Origin of the sequence: Pseudofrankia saprophytica (assembly GCF_000235425.2) — a bacterium.
Lineage (GTDB): Bacteria > Actinomycetota > Actinomycetes > Frankiales > Frankiaceae > Pseudofrankia > Pseudofrankia saprophytica.
Map to the genome: position 1 here is coordinate 3,648,366 of NZ_KI912266.1, position 16,045 is coordinate 3,664,410.

A 16,045-nucleotide genomic window follows, 5' to 3' on the forward strand; every position below is an offset into this window, starting at 1 on the left:
CCGTGGCGGCTTTGCGGCAACCAGGTCGTGAGCGGGCGTCCCGCGCCGCCCGCGGTGCTCCCGCTTCCGACTACGCCGACAGTCCGTCGGTCCGCGCGGTGTAGGTGACCAGGGTCTGCTCCGGATGATCGGTGACGCTCAGCACCACGTGTGCATAGTCCACCGGGCCGAGACGTGGATGGCGGAGCCTTTTCACGCCGCTACCGCCGATCGAGACGACGTCATGGTTCGGCCACCACCGCCTGACGTGCACGCTGTCGCGCAGGAGTTCGGCGACGAGGGCAGCGACGCTCGGCTCGTTCGTGTAGGCAGCGGTCGCCAGCCGGAATCGTCCGAGCATGGCGCGCGCCTCGTGCTCCCAGTCGAGGTAGACCCGCCGGGCCTGATCGTCGGTGAACATCCAGCGCACCAGGTTCCTGTCCGCCGGTAGCCGGACCTCCCAGTCGGTGAACAGCTCACGTGCCGCCACGTTGGCTGCCAGCACATCCCAGCGGCGCCCCTTCACGAAGGTCGGATGTGGGTCGAGGCGCCGCACCAGATCGGCGACGCCGGCCGCTATCACCTCGGTCGGCGGCGCCGAATGCCCGTCAGGCGCGGTACGCGACCCGGCGTGGCCGGGGCGGCCATAGGCCAGCACGTCCAGGTACTGACGTTCCGCGCCGTCCAGCCGGAGCGCGGCTGCGAGCGCGTCGAGAACCTGTGGGGACGGGCGGACCGGGCGGCCCTGCTCGAGGAACGCGTAGTAGGTGGGCGACAGGTTCGCGAGCAGGGCGACCTCCTCGCGGCGCAGGCCGGGAGTACGGCGCCGTGCCCCAGGCGGGAGACCCACGGCCGCGGGGGTGAGCCGGGCGCGCCGGGAGCGGAGCAGCTCGCCCAGTGCCGCCGGATCCCCATCAGGTCCCATGCCCTACCAGCCTAGTCATGCCAGTACCACCAAGACTGTGCTGTGGTCACGCATCCGTCCTCGGATGAAGACTGTTCCGCGTGGACATCATGAGGCAACGGGTCGAGATATCCGTCGAAGACGGCACCACAATGCCCGCGTACTGCGCTCGGCCGGACGGCGCGTTCGCCCCGGTCGGCGTGGTAGTGGCGCATGAGCTTTTCGGGGTGAACCCCGATATCCGTTCGGTCGTGGATGAGATCGCGGCCGCGGGACACGTTGTCCTGGCGCCGGAGTTCTACCATCGGGACGCTGAGGCGGGCCGGTACCTGTCCCGCGACGACGCGGGGCGCGACGAGGGCTTCGCCCTGTTGCACAAGATGACTCGGGCGGGGGCGGTCGCCGACGTGCGGGCCGCTGTCTCGGTGCTGGCCGATCGGTATGCGGTCAGGGAGGCCGCCATCGTCGGTTTCAGCGCCGGTGGGCACCTGGCCTATCTCGCCGCGGCCACGCTGCCGATTGCCCGCGCGGCCATCCTGTATGGCGGCTGGCTCCCAAGCACCGATATCCCGCTCAGCCAGCCGGAACCCACCCTCGACCTGACCCCGGGAATCAGTGGAGAGCTGCTGTTCATCGTCGGCGGAGATGATTTTCTCATTGGCTCCGATCAGGTTGACAAGATTTCCGCTGCCCTGCGGCTGGCTGAAGTCCGACACGAGATGGTCATCTATCCAGGGGTTCAGCACGCGTTTTTCTGGCCCGACACCCCGGCCTTCGACCGGGATGCCCGGGACGACGCCACAAGAAAAATCCTCGCACTGCTCGCCCGGTAGCGGACGAGACGACGCACAGCTGCCCGCCGCCACATCGTCGCCGCCCAGAAGCTCGCGGACCTCCCCGTGCGGCCCCGCGTCAGAGCGGCGGTGAGTCCTCTATCGCGGCGAGGTCGGCGAGCTCGGGGTGGAACGTCGCGAAGGCGGCGCCGGTGAGCCACCAGCCACGGTAGATGAGCAAGCGGCACAGCCGGGAGTCCAGACGGTCGAAGACGGTCGGGAAAAGCGCGAGATCCCGGCCATTCCAGGAGCGGTGCTCGGGGAATCTTCGGCGCCACCTGTCGGCGGCCGGTGACCGCATCTCGGCGGCGAGGCCGAAAAGGACGCCCCGGCGTGCGGACGAGGGCCGGCCGCCGGCGGACAGGTCGTTCCAGGAATGGAAGCGTTCGACCATCCAGCGGGTGCGCAGAGCCGTGCTCTGGCGGTAGAGGAGAGAATTCGCCCGCTTCAGCTCGCCGGCCACGGGAACCCGGTCGAGCGGGCCCGGGATGAAGATTCCGCCGGCATTGAGCGCGACGAGGAAAACGTCCTGGTACCGATCCTTGTCGAGGGCTTCGAGGCCGGTGTTGTCGTAGGCGCCGCCGTCGGCCAGTATCGGGGTCCGCCTGGCGTCCGCGCAGGGGAAGGCGATGCCCGGCAGGCGCAGCGGTGGGAATGTGCCCGGCACGGCCGCCGAGGCGGCGACGGCGGTGGCCACGCGCAGCCCTGTTCCGGCGGTGGGCGCGAGACCGAGGACGTAGTCGCCGACGACGTCGCGTTCGAAGGCGAACCGGACTCCGGTGCCGAGGTTCGCGGCGTTGATGATGTAACGGCACGCCGGGTCGAGGTCCTCGAGCAGGGCGCCCGCGAAGAACCGCCGGTCGAGGGCCTCAGCCAGCAGCTCCGTGCGAGTGGCGGGACCCGCCGTGCGCCACGCGTGGCGCACGAGCTCCCACTTCAGCGACGACCCGGCGACCGAGTCCACGAGCGGGCCGACGACGAGCTCGTCGAGCGCGGGCGTGCTGAATCCGCGCTCCCGCAGACGCGTCCAGCGGGTCGCGAGCATGCCGTTCGTCACCGACCCGCCGGAAGCCGAGGACACGAAACGGACGTCGCGCAGCAGGCCCGCGTCGGCGAGGAAACGCAGCACTCCGAGCGCCGACAACATCGCCCGGAAGCCACCCCCGGAAAGGGCGACGGCGAAGGTCGGCCCGTCGAGGACTCGCCCGGGATCCTGCGGCCGCAATGTGTCGCCGCACCGCCTGATCGTGTCATCGCCGATGCCACTCGACGCGAGTGAGGGCGATGGTGATGCCGACAGAGCTGCTCCGGATCTCGTTCCATCCCCGGTCAGCACCGCCCGGCCATTGTCGAAAGGACTCATTCCTCACCCCAGACGCGAGCACCCGGCGCCCGCACTCTAGACGACGCCGGACAACGCCTCCAACCGAGTGCTGATTACTTGCGCGGACAATGGGCCGACGCCTCGCGCGCGCCGCCGTTATCGTGAGCCGACGGTCGGCTGGTGACGCGTGGGAGGATCACAAGGTGCTGCTCGGAACATGGAACCTGGAGAACCTTTTTCGCCCCGGTGGAGCCTTTGGCGCTGCCGATATGGCCACCTATCAGGTCAAGGTTGCCGCGCTCGCGGCGACCATCAACAGCAGCGGCGTCGACGTGCTCGGTGTCCAGGAAGTCGGTAGCCCAGACGCTTTCGCCGACCTGGTCGGTGAACTGGACGGTACCTGGCACTCGGCGCTGTCCACCCAGTTCGATGCGCAGCACCCGATCCGGGTCGGGATTCTCTCCCGCCTGCCGATCGAGAGCGTCCAGGAGGTGGTGGACTTCCCCGACGGGCTTCTTCCCGTCCAGACCGGTGACGACGCGCAGACCACCCAACGGATGGGCCGAGGGGCGCTCGCGGCCACCGTCACGTCCAGGTCCGGGCAGCCGGTGACCGTCGTGGTCTGCCACCTGAAGTCCAAGCTCCTGAGCTTCCCGGCCAACGGCGGCGGCAGCCGGTTCAGCACCGACGACGAGGAGGAGCGAGCCCGCTACGCCTCCTACGCGCTCCACCGCCGTGCGGCCGAGGCCGTCACCGTCCGCGGGTTCGCCACCCAGCTCCTCGAGGGCGACGGCCGCGTGCACCGCCTCGCCGTCGTCGGTGACCTCAACGACGAGCCACACGCCGCGAGCACCCAGATCCTCAACGGCCCGCCCGGGTCGGAGATCGGCACCCACGCGTTCGACCGCGAGGACAGGGGTGACGCCGAGCGGCTGTGGAACCTCGGCGCGGCGATCCCCGAGGACAAGCGCTACTCCCGCGTCCACGAGGGCCGTAAGGAGCTCATCGACCACATCCTGGTCAGCCACGCTCTCCTGCCCAGGATGGGGAAGGTCACCACCCTCCTCGACCGCCCGCTCCCGACCGTCGGCGACGACCCCACCGAACGCCGCCGGGCCCGCGACTCCGACCACGCCCCGGTCCTCGCGGAGCTGGCCGTGTGACCGGCGCCGCCGCTCATCGGCGCGGCCTTTGCCAGGGCCGCATGCGGCGGTCTCGCCTGTTCGAGCTCGTGGGCCTCAGGCCGGCGAACGAACGCCTGCCGGCCGCTCGAGACCGGACGCACCGGATCCGCGTCAGCCCTGCGTGCGCTGGACCCAGTCGTGGAACTCGCGGATGTGGTGCTCGCTCGGCACCAGCACGCCGCCGGCGGCGTAGGCCCGCGAGGCCATGGCCGGCTGGCAGCGCTCGCAGGCGTCGAAGTCCTGGCGGTTCACCCGGTCGAACAGCTCGACCGAGCGGTCGATGTCGGTACCCCCGTCGACGACTGCCGGCAGGTACAGCCAGTCGCACTCGACCAGCGTGCGGTCGGCCGCGACCGGGAACATGCGATGCAGGATGACGTGGTCGGGGACCAGGTTGACGAAGACCTGCGGGCGGACGGTGATCGCGTAGTAGCGGCGGTCCTGCGCCTGTTCCAGGCCGGGCAGGCGTTCGACACCGGCCGACCCGTCGACCGTGAAGCCCGTCACCTCCGGGCCGAACTCGGCGCCATGCCCGACGTAGTACTGCGCCGCGTACCCCAGCGCGAACTCCGGCAGCACCTGCACCAGCTCCGGATGGATGGCCGCGCAGTGATAGCACTCCAGGAAGTTCTCGACGAGCAGCTTCCAGTTGGCCCGCACGTCGTAGGAGATGCGCCGACCGACGCGGAGGCCTTCGACGTGGTAACGCTCGATGGCCGCCGGGTCCCCGAGGCGCTCGGTGGCCGCGCCGACGACGGTGTCCTCGAACGAGGGCGGCGACGCGTCCAGGCACACCCAGACGTAGCCGAGCCACTCGCGCACCTGCAGCCGGTGCAGACCATGGGCGGACCGATCGACGTCGGACAGGTCCTTGAGATGCGGCACGGCGACGAGTGAGCCGTCCAGGGCATACGTCCAGGCGTGGTACGGGCAGCGAAGGGTACGCCGCGTCCGCCCAGCAGGCTCCGTGCACAGCCGCGCGCCCCGGTGCCGGCACACGTTGAGAAACGCGTGCACGGACCCGTCCAGCGCCCGGGTGATCAGCACGCTTTCCCGGCCGATCGGCACGGTGCGGAACTGCCCGGGCTCGGCGATCTCCGAGCCGTGGACCGCGCAGTTCCACAGCCGCTCGAAGATGCGTTCCTGCTCCTGGGCGAAGACCTCCGCCGAGGTGTAGGCGGCGCCGGGCAGCGTCGGCAGCAGGCTCGGACCGGCCGGGGTCGTCATCGGCGCGCCTTCAGGGCCGGCCGCGCCGGATCGAACAGCGTGATGGGGTGGCTGGTCGCTCCGGTCAGGGCGAGGTCGGCAAGGATCTCCCCGACGACCGGGACGAACTTGAAGCCGTGCCCGGAGAACCCGCAGGCGATGGTGACCCGGTCGTGCGCCGGGTGCGGGGCGATGACGAAGTGCTCGTCGGGCGTGTTGGTGTACATGCAGGCCTTGCCGCGCAGAAGACGCCCGGCCGCGTCCGGCAGCCGTTCGGCCAGATGCGTGGCCATGACCTCGACCTCGTCCGGGCGGATGCGGCGGTCGATGGTGTCCGGCGTGGTCGCCTCACCGCGGCGGAAGAAGGCCACCTTCACGCCGCCGTCCGGGCCGTCCAGCGCCGGAAAGCCGTACACCTGCGTTCCGGCCGGCCGTTCCCAGATGTAGATCGGCTGCCGGTCCGGCCGGAACGGTTCGATGCCGCCGCGCGGGGCGAACCAGAACTGCACGTGCCGCTCCACGACGAGCGGCAGGCCGAGGTCGGCCAGCAACCGCGACGCCCACGGGCCGGGGCAGACGACGAGGGCACCGGCGTGGTAGGTCCCGGTACCCGTGCGGACCGTGACGCCGCCGTCGTCGGCGGACCACTCGGCGACCGGCTCGTGGAAGCGCAGCTCGGCGCCGAGCCCAGCGGCAAGGGTCAGGTTGGCCGCTACGGTCGCCTCCGGCCGGACCAGCCCGGCCTTCGCCTCATACAGTGCCACCTCGTCCGGCCGGGGCCGGAACATCGGGAACCGGCGCCGGATCTCGGCCGCGTCGAGCATCTCGTGCTCCAGCCCCCACTCCTGCGCGCTGCGCCGGCTACCGGCCACGGTCAGCGAGTCCGGCAGGCCCGTCATCAGCCCGCCGGTCAGCGTGATCAGTTCTCGGCCGGAGTCCCGCGCCAGCTTGTCCCACAGCTCATAGGCGCGCAGCAGCAGTGGCACGTACGCCGGGTCCTCGAAGTAGGACTGGCGGGTGATCCGGGACCCTCCGTGGCTCGCGCCCTGGTCGTGGGCCGGGCCGAACCGCTCCAGCCCGAGCACCCGCTGCCCACGGGCGGCCAGGTGATGGGCGGCCGAGCTGCCCATGCCACCGAGCCCCGCCACGATGACGTCGTACGACTCCACCCCGAACCCCACTCATCGCCGGATTCCACTCATCGCCGGATCCTGGTGCCCTTCGGGTCGAACAGCGGCTCCGCCCGCACGGTCGCGCCGACCCGCTGGTCGAAGTACGCGATCTCCACCTTTTCCCCGGGCGTGGCCAGTGCCCCGGGCAGCCACGCGTAGGCGATCGGGGCGCGGACGCCGTACCCGTATGCGGCGCTGGTCACGTGGCCCACCGGCGCGTCGCCCGCCAGCACCGGCTCGCGGCCCATCGGCACGGTCCGGCCGTCGTCGACGGTGAGGCAGCACAGCGCCCGGGGGCCGTCGGGCCCAACGTCGGCGCGGCCCAGGGCGGCGCGGCCGAGGAAGTCGCCGTGCCGAAGGTCGACGGCGAAGCCGAGGCCGGCCGAGTACGGGTCGTCCTGGGCGGTCATGTCCACGCCCCAGGCCCGGTAGCCCTTCTCCACCCGCATGCTGGTCAGCGCGCCGCGCCCGGCGGCGACCGCGCCGAGGGCCTGGCCCGCCGTCCACAGCGTGTCCCACAGCCGCAGCCCCAGCTCGGCGCTCGCGTACACCTCCCAGCCGAGCTCGCCGACGTAGGAGACGCGCAGCATGGTGACCGGCACCGCGTCCAGATGGGTGCGGCGGGCGGTGAAGTACCCGAACGCCTCGTGCGACAGGTCCAGCGTGGTCAGCGGCGCCAGCAGGTCCCGAGCGGCCGGCCCCCACACCCCGACGCAGCACGTGGCGCCGGTGATGTCGGCGATGTGCACGCCGGCCGGCGCGTGGGCGCGCAGCCACGCCAGGTCGAGGTGTCCGTTCACGCCGACCTGGAATTCGTGCTCGCCGAGCCGGGCCACGGTGACGTCGCTGCGCACCCCGCCGCCCTCGTCCAGCAACAGGGCGTAGGCCACCGCGCCGACCGGCCGGTCGACGTGGTTGGAGCACATCCGCTGCAGGAACGCGGCCGCGCCCGGTCCCGTGACCGCGAGCCGTTTCAGCGGGGTGAGGTCGAACAGCCCGGCCCGTTCCCGGGTGGCCATCGCCTCGGCGGCCACGATCGGCGACCAGTGCCGGGCCGCCCAGGCGTCCCGCGGCGGCAGGTCCGGCGTCGACAGACCGGCGTTCGCCTCGTACCACAGTGGCCGCTCCCAGCCGGCGCCCTCGGTGAAGCGCGCCCCGAGCGCCAGCTGCCGTGCGTAGAAGGGGCTCACCCGCAGCGGCCGCGGTTCGTGGACCGGGTCGAGCGGATGGACGATGTCGTACACCTCGACGAACGCGCGCCGCGCGCGGGCGTCGATGTAGGACGGCGCTCGCTGCGCCTCCTCGAAGCGCCGGGTGTCGCACTCGTGCAGGTCCACCGCGGGGCGCCCGTCGACCAGCCACTCGGCGACGGCGCGGGCGACGCCGGCGGAGTGGGTGACCCAGACGGCCTCGGCCAGCCACAGGCCCGGCCGGCCCTCGACGGGGCCGAGCAGGGGGAAGCCGTCGGGCGTGAACGAGAAGATGCCGTTGATGCCGTGCTCGACGTCGGGCAGGCCGGGCAGCACCGCGCGGGCGTCCGTGAGCGACGCGGCGAACTGGGCGACCTCGAACGGCGGCTCGACCGCGGTCGGCATCGGGTCGTGCGCGTACGAGCCGATGCCGAGGCGACCCGCGGTCTCGCGGAAGTACAGGTCCCGATCCTGATGCCGCAGGATGGGCAGGCCCGTCGGCAGGCCGTTCACCGCGCCGGTGACCGCGTACTGGTGGGCCAGGGGCAGCAGCGGAACCGGCGCCAGCCCCGGCCCCCAGTACCCGGCGCAGCAGACGACCAGGTCGGCCGGCACGTGCCGCTCACCCACCCGGACGCCGTCGTCCTCGATCGCGGTCACCTCCTGGTGGCCGTGGAAGACCGCGCCGCGGGCGATCGCAGCCCGTGCCTGTGCCCGCGCGGCGTCGACGGCGCGGGCCAGCCCGTCGGTCGGCACGTGCAGGCCGCCGAGCACCGCTGCGGGGTCCAGCAGCGGGAACCGGTCGTGGCACTCGGCGGGGGAGAGGACCCGCGCCCCGATGCCCCAGGCGAGGGCGAAGCCGTGCCGCCGGTGCAGCTCCGCCAGCCGCTCGGGCGTGGTCGCGACCTCGATGCTCCCGACCTGGTCGAAGCAGCCGAGAGCCAGGTACTTCTCGACGGTGTAGCGGGCGAAGCCGGCCATGGTCCTCGACGGGTTCACCTGGAACACGAGCCCTGGCGCGTGCGACGTCGAGCCACCGGTGCGAAACAGCGGGCCGCGGTCGAGCACCGTCACGTCCGTCCAGCCGCGGCCGGTCAGCTCGTCGGCGAGCGCGCACCCGACGATGCCAGCGCCGATGATCACGAGGCGTGGGCTCATACCGGATCCACCGAGTCGTCAGGTCGGCTGCGTCATCAGGTCGGCGCAGCGCTCGGCGACCAGCAGCACCGTGACCATGGGGTTCACCGAGGGCAGCGTCGGGAAGACGGACGCGTCGGCGATCCGCACGTTGGCCAGCCCGCGCAGCCGAAGCTTCGGGTCGACCACCGCGAGCGGGTCGTCGGGGGCGCCCATTCTGCAGGTGCCGGCCGGGTGGTAGACGGTGTGGTGGGCGGCGCGGCCGTATACCGACAGCTCCTCGTCGGTCGTCAGCGACGGGCCCGGCGCGATCTCGCGGGCGATCCAGTCCCGCAGCGGGGCCGCCGCCGCCACCTCGCGGGCGATGCGCAGGCCGTCGACGATGGTGCGTTCGTCGTGGCCCTCGGCGTCGGTGAAGTACCGGAAGTCGAGCAGTGGCTTGGTCTCGGGACTGTCGTCGGCCAGGGTGAGCCGCCCGCGGCTGCGGGGCCGGGGCACGTTCGGCGTCAGCCCGAAGCCATGGCCTGGTACCTCGTAGCCAAGCGGCTCGGTGTTGAACGTGAACGGCAGCTGGTAGATGTGGAACATCAGGTCGGGCCGGTCCTGCGCGGTGTCCCGGCGCACGAACAGCGCGGCGTCGGCGTCCATCGCGGACTCCGGTGGCAGCGGCCGGGTCGCCTCCCACATGATGATCGACTCGGGGTGGTCGAGCAGGTTCTCGCCGACGCCTGGCAGGTCGAGCCTCGTTCGCGTGCCCAGGTCCCGCGCCGGTCCGACGCCGGCGAGCAGCAGCAGCCGCGGCGTGTCGATCGCGCCGGCGCACAGCACGAACTGGTCACCGTGGATCTCGCCGCGGCTGGTGGCGATCGTGACCGCCCGGTCGCCGTCGATCCCGATGTCGTACGCCCAGGTATCCGTCAGCAGCGTGAGGTTCGGGTGGTCGAGGATCGGGTGGAGGTACGCCACCGAGGACGAGCTGCGCACCCCGGTCTCCGGGTGGTAGCCGACCGGCACGAACCCGGCGCCGTCGACGAACGGCTTGGCGTTGAAGTCCTCGACCACCGGCACGCCCAGCGCCTCCGCGCACGCCGCCACGAAGGCCTCCGTCAGCGCGTTGCGGTGCCGCGGCGCCACCGGCACGATGTTGGTCCGCAGCCGCTGGAAGAGCGGAACGAGCGAGTCGTACGTCCACCCGTCCGCCCCCGCGGCCACCCAGTCCGTGAAGTCGGCTGGCGGCGGGAGGAAGCTGATCATCGTGTTGTGTGACGAGCAACCGCCCAGCACCCGCGCCCGCGCGTGCCGGATGCGGCTGTTGCCCCGCGGCTGCGGCGTAATCGGGTAGTCGTAGTCCAGCTCGGACTCGAGCAGGTTGATCCAGTTGCGCAGCCGCAGCACGCGCTCGTCCCCGACGTCGCTCGGACCGCCCTCGATGAGGCAGACCGTCGCGCCTCGCTCCACCAGCCGGGCGGCCACCACGGCGCCGGCCGTCCCGCCGCCGACGATCACTACGTCGTACCCGCCGTACGCCTCCATCGGCAGCCCCGTCCGGTGCGCTGCTGTTGCGGATGGCACAACGTGGTGCCTCTGTCGCAACAGGATCAGGCCGGGTCGCGGGCCGGTCAATGGCTCGCGGCAGGCATTTACCGGCGCGAAACCTAGGCCAGATGCCCGACCGTCGCATCGATCTCGGCCGCGGCCCGCCGCACGGCCTCGGCTACGGCCGGGAAGCTCTCCCTGGGAAGGCGGTAGGTCGGCCCCGAGACGCTGACGGCCGCCCGGAGCTGGCCGCCCCACCCGCGAATCGGTGCGGCCACGGCATTCAGCCCGATCTCCAGCTCCTCGCAGGTGCTCGCCCAGCCGCGTTCCGCGACGTCGAGTACCTCGGCCCGGAGGCGGGCGGGGTCGGTGATCGTGTGGGGCGTGAACCGCTCCAACGGATCTCCCAGGATCTCGTCCTGTTCCGCCGCCGGCAGCGTGCTGAGCAGGATCTTGCCGCTGGATGTGGCATGCAGCGGCGTCAGCTGCCCCACCCAGTTGTGACTGGACACGGCCGCCCGTCCGCGCACCTGACTGATGTTGACGGCGAACCCGCGGTCGACGATCGCCACGTTGACGGTCTCGCCCAGCTTCTCGGCCAGCCGCTCGCAGACCTCGCGGCTCGCGCGCGCCAGGTCGAACTGCGCGGTGACGGCCCCGGCCAGCCGCGTGATGCCCAGCCCGAGCCGGTACTTGCCCCGCCCTCGCGGCTGGTCGACGAGTCCCCGCCGCTCCAGCGCCCCGACGAGCCGGAACGCGGTCGACTTGTGCACCCCGAGCTCGGCCGCGATCTCGGTGACGCCGGCCTCCCCGCTGCGCGCCAGGATCTCGAGCACGGTGACCGCCCGATCGACCGACTGCACCAGCGCCGTCTCGCTGTTGCTCATGGCGCAACTGTAGGGGTTGACGCGCTGGGCCAGGGCGAGATGTCCACCGGGCTCGCCCGTGAGCCCGCCGGTTCCGTCACCTATTTGGCAGTGTCGCCAGACGCATAGCGTGTTATCTTTTCACCTGTAAGGAAGTTCTTTCATGTGAAGGAGGGACATGACGGAGGCCCGGCCGACCGGCGACGAGCTGGTCGAGATGCTGGCGGCCCTGGCCAATCCGCTGCGGCTGCGCATCGTCGGCACGCTGGCCACCGGCCGTGACTACGTGAGCAACCTGGCTCGGGTGATCGGCGTGAGCAGGCCGCTCATGCACATGCACCTGCAGCGCCTGGAGGCCGCCGGCCTGATCGTCGGCAGCCTGGAGCTCTCCGAAGACGGAAAAGCCATGAAGTACTACGAGGTCACCGATTTCGACCTGCGCCTGACCGCGTCCGCGCTGGCCGCCGCGGCGAGCAGTCTCACGACCCATGACCCGGACAAGGGTCACGCATCCAAGGAGAGTTCCTGATGTACCTCGCCGATGACTTCAGCGCGGGTGAGGGGATTGCCGCCCTCGCCTTTTTTATCGCTATCGCGGCCGTGACCATCGCGGTCCTCTGGTTCACCTTCGACTACCGCAAGACGAAGCTCCGGACCGCGCAGACGGAGGACCTGAGGCAACTCGTCCAGCGGTTCGAGCAGCTCGCGGAGAACACGATGGACGCCCAGCAGCGGGTCGCCACCGACGTTGCCGAGCTGCGGACTCGTACGGCCTCCATCGAGAAGATCCTGAGTTCCGTCGGATGAGTATGGGCCTGGTCATCGGTCATGGACGCTCTGGCGGAGTCGGTCGGTCCGCGAGAGGCGCGCGTTGCTGGGCCGATGGCTCCGCTGGCCGCTCGTCGTAGCGCCAAACGGGGGCCGGCCCGTCCGCGCTGTCTGGCCCGGCCTCGCTCGGACCCGCCGTGGCGGCGCGCGACCGGATGTCCTCCAGGCTGACCTCCAGCACCTTCCACACGGCGGACAGGCTCCCGGCGAGGGGATCCCGGCCGTCGAGCAGCCGCTCGGCGGCCGGCTCGGCCTCACTGGTGGGAGCGGCCCCGGGGTCGGATGGGGCAGTGGTGGTGTCGTCCCCGGCCTCCGCTTCGGGGTTCGGTGAGGCGCGGTGGCCGCTCAGCGCGGCGAAGGCGAGTCGGGCCAGGCCGACCAGCCGCCGGTCGGTGGCCTCCACCACGACAGCCGAGTCGGTCAGGCGCAACGACATCCCGCGGCGCCCGGTGACCTCGGGCAGCTCGTCCGACGTGTCGGTCAGATCGACGCGCAGCAGGGCGTCGCGGGCGGCCGAGAGATCGAGGCCAAGGCTCGTCAGCGTCCTGGTCGCCGCGTTGTTGGGATCGCCGAGCAGGGCCAGCAACAGGTGGTGCGAGCCGACCGGGTCGTGTCCGGCGTAGCCGTTCGCGGCCGAGATGCCCGCGACGGCCGCCGCGGTGCGGCGCGGCTCGTCCTCCTCCGCGCCGAGGACACCGGTGTCGTCGTCGGCCAGCGAGACTCGCCGCCGCGAGCCGGTCAGCGGGGGAAGGCCGGCCGTGCGGTCGGCGCCTGCCTCGGCGATGAGCGCGAGGACCCGTGCGCGCAGCTCTGCGCTGTCCACCTTCCACTCGTCCAGCATGATCGCGGCCAGGCCCTCGCCCAGCTCCAGCAGGCCGAGCAGGACGTGCTCCGTCCCGATGTAGTTGTGCCGAAGGGCGAGCGCCTCCCGTAGCGACATCTCCAGGACCTTCTTCGCGCGGGGGGTGAACGGGATGTGGCCCTTCAGCGGTTTCTTTCCCCGGCCGACGGCGACGACGACGCGCGACCGGGTCATCTCCAGCGAAAGGTCGATCTCGGCCAGAGCGCGCGCGGCGATGCCCTCGGTCTCGCCGAGCAGCCCGAGCAGGATGTGCTCGGTGCCGATGTAGTTGTGATCGAGTTCGCGGGCCTCCTCCTGGGCGAGGACGACGACATGGCGGGCCTGGGTGGTGAATCGCTCGAACATGAATGCAGCGTCACCCTGCTGCATGACCTGGTCAATACCATGTTAATAGTAGGGTGGATCGAGGAGGTGGGCGTGAGCTGGGATGATCGTCTGGACCGGTGGGACGCCGAGCGAGAACTTGCCTCCCGGCTGGAGGACTCCGACTGGGTGACCCTCCAGCAGGCGACCACCCGCACCGGGGTGTCCCGTGCCGCGCTACGGACCTGGTACCGGGCCGACCTGATCCCGTCGCGTCTCGTCGACGGCCCGCACGGTCCGCAGCGCCTGGTCCCGCTGGCGATGGTGGCCGCGCGGGCGAAGGACTCCCCGCGACTACGCCGCACCCTGGAACGGCGCATGAGCGAGGAGGCGCTGATCGAACTACTGCAGGACCGCATCGACGCGCTCGAGGCCCGGGTAGCGGCGCTGGAGAGACGCGACGCCGGCGGCTGACCGGCCGGGCGGCGACCGGATGCCCGGCTCACGCAGCCCGGGCGGCGAGCTCGCGGCGCGGTTCCTGGCGGGCGCTCAGCGTGGCGGTGCCGTGCCCAGCTGGCGGGAGATGCCCTGCGCGGCGACCTGCAGCGCGGCCGTGAGCCGCCCGCGGTCACGTCGGAGGGTGGCCACGACGACGCCGATCGCCGCGACGACCCGGTCGTCGCGGCGAACCGGCACGGCCACCGAGCAGGCGCCCAGCGACATCTCCTCGACCGTCGTCGCGTAGCCGGCGTGCCGGATCTGCGTCAGCTGCTCGCGGAGCCTTCCCGGATGAGTGACCGTGTACGACGTGATGCGGGTGAGCGATCCGAGGACGCGCCCGCGGACGTCCGCGGGCGCGTAGGCGAGCAGGACCTTGCCGACCCCGGTCGCGTGCATCGGCAGCGTCGAGCCCACCGAACTGACGACCGGGACCGACGCCCGACCCGCCATCCGCTCCAGGTAGAGCACCTCATCCCCGTCACGTACCGCGAGGTGGACCGTGGCTCGGGTGGCGGCATGGATGTCATGCAGGAAGGGCGAGGCCGTCTCGCGCAGGGTCGACTCGATCGGGGCCAGCAGGCCGATCTCCCACAGGCGCCGGCCGATGACGTAGTCGCCGTCGGCGCGGGCGAGGGCGCCCTGCAGGGTGAGCTCGCCCGCCAGCCGGTGGACCGTGGCTGGTGGCAGGCCGGTGCGCCGCGCGATCTCGGACAGCGGCAGCCGTGGGTGCCGGTCGTCGAACGCGTCGAGGATCGCCATGACCCGTCCCACGACGGTCGCCCCCGGTGTTCCAGTGTTTCCCGCCATCGGATCCAGTCTTCCACTGAGCGGAAAGATCGTGTTCGTCCGCGTGCGTGGCTCGACCTACCGTGCAGACCATGAGCCGTAATGCCACGTCGGCCCGCGAGCTGGAGCCACCGTCCGTGATCAGCTCCGAGATCGCGGCCATCGGGGCTCGCTACCGCCAGGCGGGTACCGAGGAGACCCAGCCACGGCTGGACTATCCGCCGTACCGCAGCAGCCTGCTGCGGCACCCGACCCGTGACCCGCACCGCGTGGACCCTGAGACGATCGAGCGCTGGGCGCCGTGCTTCGGTGACCGCGACGTCGCCCCGGCGGACGCCGACCTGACGGCCGGCCATCCCGGCGAGCCGATCGGCGAGCGCGTCGTCGTCACCGGGCGGGTGATGGACGCGGACGGCCACCCGGTTCGTGGTCAGCTGGTGGAGATCTGGCAGGCCAACGCCGCGGGTCGGTATGTGCACCAGCGCGACCAGCATCCGGCACCGCTCGACCCGAACTTCACCGGCGCGGGGCGATGCCTGACCGACGCCGAGGGCCGGTACCGGTTCCAGACGATCAAGCCGGGTCCGTACCCCTGGCGCAACCACTTCAACGCCTGGCGGCCGGCGCACATCCACTTCTCGCTGTTCGGCACCAGCTTCACCCAGCGCCTGGTCACGCAGATGTACTTTCCGGGCGATCCGCTGTTCGCGCTCGACCCGATCTACCAGTCGATTCTCGATCCGCGAGCCCGGAAGAGGCTGGTCGCGAGCTATGACCACGATCTGACCAGCCATGAGTGGGCAACCGGCTACCGGTGGGACGTGGTCGTGACCGGCGCCGGGCGGACCCATCTGGAGTCCGAGGACGCCCCATGACAATGATCGCGACTCCTGGCCAGACTGTCGGGCCGTTCTTCCACCTTGGCCTGCCGTACGACGGCGATCACGATTTGGTGCCGCTGGACAGCCCGGGAGCCGTGCTGTTGCGGGGCCGGGTGCTCGACGGCGCGGGCGACACGGTGCCGGACGCGCTCGTCGAGATCTGGCAGGCCCGCCCCGACGGTACGGTTCCGCGCGACACCGGTTCGCTGCGCCGCGACGGCCGGACCTTCAGCGGATTCGGCCGGGCGGCCACCGGACCGGAGGGGTCGTACGTGTTCAGGACCCTCGTGCCCGGATCGACCGAACCGGGCCGAGCGGCGTTCTTCGCCGTCACGGTCTTCGCCCGTGGCCTCCTGCACCGGCTCTTCACCCGCGCCTACCTACCCGACGACCCCGCGGCGCTGACGGCCGACCCGCTGCTGTCCGCGCTGCCCGCCGAGGCTCGCCGGACCCTGATCGCCGTGCGCGACGAGCAGGGCCTCGTGTTCGACATCCGCCTGCAGGGGTCCGGCGAGACCGTCTTCCTGCGCTACCCGGATCAGTGACGCCGCGG

16 protein-coding genes are annotated in these 16,045 nt (G+C 71.5%); 7 read left to right on the top strand and 9 right to left on the bottom strand.

The genetic code is table 11. The features are described 5' to 3' along the window. Window positions 1–70: 70 nt before the first annotated feature. Window positions 71–904, bottom strand: coding sequence for an MmyB family transcriptional regulator (locus tag FRCN3DRAFT_RS0215180; protein ID WP_007512539.1), 834 nt, complete (start codon window positions 902–904; stop codon window positions 71–73). Window positions 905–993: 89 nt separating this feature from the next. Here FRCN3DRAFT_RS0215180 and FRCN3DRAFT_RS0215185 point away from each other — a divergent pair, with 89 nt between their 5' ends. Then, on the top strand, window positions 994–1,716 hold the full coding sequence (locus tag FRCN3DRAFT_RS0215185; RefSeq protein WP_007512537.1) for a dienelactone hydrolase family protein: 723 nt from the start codon (window positions 994–996) through the stop codon (window positions 1,714–1,716). 79 nt (window positions 1,717–1,795) lie between these two features. Here FRCN3DRAFT_RS0215185 and FRCN3DRAFT_RS0215190 read toward each other — a convergent pair whose 3' ends face one another. Continuing rightward, window positions 1,796–2,941 (bottom strand): patatin-like phospholipase family protein, encoded by a 1,146-nt coding sequence (locus FRCN3DRAFT_RS0215190; RefSeq protein WP_198535977.1) that lies wholly within the window; start codon window positions 2,939–2,941, stop codon window positions 1,796–1,798. Between the two features lie 302 nt (window positions 2,942–3,243). Here FRCN3DRAFT_RS0215190 and FRCN3DRAFT_RS0215195 point away from each other — a divergent pair, with 302 nt between their 5' ends. After that, entirely contained in the window at window positions 3,244–4,203 is a 960-nt protein-coding gene (locus FRCN3DRAFT_RS0215195) for an endonuclease/exonuclease/phosphatase family protein (RefSeq protein ID WP_007512534.1), read from the top strand. Between the two features lie 132 nt (window positions 4,204–4,335). Here FRCN3DRAFT_RS0215195 and FRCN3DRAFT_RS0215200 read toward each other — a convergent pair whose 3' ends face one another. The 5 genes from FRCN3DRAFT_RS0215200 to FRCN3DRAFT_RS0215220 all read right to left on the bottom strand — a co-directional run bounded on the left by FRCN3DRAFT_RS0215200 (window position 4,336) and on the right by FRCN3DRAFT_RS0215220 (window position 11,352). Then, complete coding sequence (locus tag FRCN3DRAFT_RS0215200) at window positions 4,336–5,451, bottom strand: aromatic ring-hydroxylating oxygenase subunit alpha (protein ID WP_007512532.1); 1,116 nt, start codon at window positions 5,449–5,451, stop codon at window positions 4,336–4,338. Then, window positions 5,448–6,599, bottom strand: coding sequence for an N-methyl-L-tryptophan oxidase (gene solA, locus FRCN3DRAFT_RS0215205; protein ID WP_027140606.1), 1,152 nt, complete (start codon window positions 6,597–6,599; stop codon window positions 5,448–5,450). The genes FRCN3DRAFT_RS0215200 and solA overlap by 4 nt, the downstream gene beginning before the upstream one ends. 29 nt (window positions 6,600–6,628) lie before the next feature. Beyond that, window positions 6,629–8,950: a GcvT family protein gene (locus FRCN3DRAFT_RS0215210; protein ID WP_007512529.1), complete on the bottom strand. Its 2,322-nt coding sequence runs from the start codon at window positions 8,948–8,950 to the stop codon at window positions 6,629–6,631. A gap of 18 nt (window positions 8,951–8,968) precedes the next feature. Next, a complete protein-coding gene (locus FRCN3DRAFT_RS0215215; protein WP_007512527.1) occupies window positions 8,969–10,462 on the bottom strand; it encodes a GMC family oxidoreductase in 1,494 nt (497 codons plus the stop codon). Between the two features lie 122 nt (window positions 10,463–10,584). Next, window positions 10,585–11,352 (bottom strand): IclR family transcriptional regulator, encoded by a 768-nt coding sequence (locus FRCN3DRAFT_RS0215220; RefSeq protein ID WP_007512525.1) that lies wholly within the window; start codon window positions 11,350–11,352, stop codon window positions 10,585–10,587. A 157-nt stretch (window positions 11,353–11,509) separates the two neighbouring features. On the opposite strand from FRCN3DRAFT_RS0215220, the gene FRCN3DRAFT_RS0215225 reads away from it, so the two are divergent. Both FRCN3DRAFT_RS0215225 and FRCN3DRAFT_RS0215230 read left to right on the top strand, forming a co-directional pair. Beyond that, window positions 11,510–11,860, top strand: a complete 351-nt coding sequence (locus FRCN3DRAFT_RS0215225; RefSeq protein WP_007512524.1) for an ArsR/SmtB family transcription factor — start codon at window positions 11,510–11,512, stop codon at window positions 11,858–11,860. Further along, entirely contained in the window at window positions 11,860–12,138 is a 279-nt protein-coding gene (locus tag FRCN3DRAFT_RS0215230; protein WP_007512522.1) for a hypothetical protein, read from the top strand. Before FRCN3DRAFT_RS0215225 ends, FRCN3DRAFT_RS0215230 begins: the two co-directional genes overlap by 1 nt. A 19-nt stretch (window positions 12,139–12,157) precedes the next feature. Here the strand turns inward: FRCN3DRAFT_RS0215230 and FRCN3DRAFT_RS0215235 are convergent, their stop codons facing one another. After that, window positions 12,158–13,366, bottom strand: coding sequence for a Clp protease N-terminal domain-containing protein (locus FRCN3DRAFT_RS0215235; RefSeq protein WP_007512520.1), 1,209 nt, complete (start codon window positions 13,364–13,366; stop codon window positions 12,158–12,160). 72 nt (window positions 13,367–13,438) lie between these two features. Here FRCN3DRAFT_RS0215235 and FRCN3DRAFT_RS0215240 point away from each other — a divergent pair, with 72 nt between their 5' ends. Next, window positions 13,439–13,798, top strand: a complete 360-nt coding sequence (locus FRCN3DRAFT_RS0215240) for a hypothetical protein (protein ID WP_007512517.1) — start codon at window positions 13,439–13,441, stop codon at window positions 13,796–13,798. Window positions 13,799–13,873: 75 nt separating this feature from the next. On the opposite strand, the gene FRCN3DRAFT_RS0215245 is transcribed toward FRCN3DRAFT_RS0215240, so the two are convergent. After that, on the bottom strand, window positions 13,874–14,632 hold the full coding sequence (locus tag FRCN3DRAFT_RS0215245; protein ID WP_027140607.1) for an IclR family transcriptional regulator: 759 nt from the start codon (window positions 14,630–14,632) through the stop codon (window positions 13,874–13,876). 71 nt (window positions 14,633–14,703) lie between these two features. Here FRCN3DRAFT_RS0215245 and pcaH point away from each other — a divergent pair, with 71 nt between their 5' ends. Then, window positions 14,704–15,486: a protocatechuate 3,4-dioxygenase subunit beta gene (pcaH, locus tag FRCN3DRAFT_RS0215250; protein ID WP_027140608.1), complete on the top strand. Its 783-nt coding sequence runs from the start codon at window positions 14,704–14,706 to the stop codon at window positions 15,484–15,486. Continuing rightward, on the top strand, window positions 15,483–16,037 hold the full coding sequence (gene pcaG, locus FRCN3DRAFT_RS0215255) for a protocatechuate 3,4-dioxygenase subunit alpha (protein WP_007512511.1): 555 nt from the start codon (window positions 15,483–15,485) through the stop codon (window positions 16,035–16,037). The genes pcaH and pcaG overlap by 4 nt, the downstream gene beginning before the upstream one ends. Window positions 16,038–16,045: the final 8 nt, after the last annotated feature.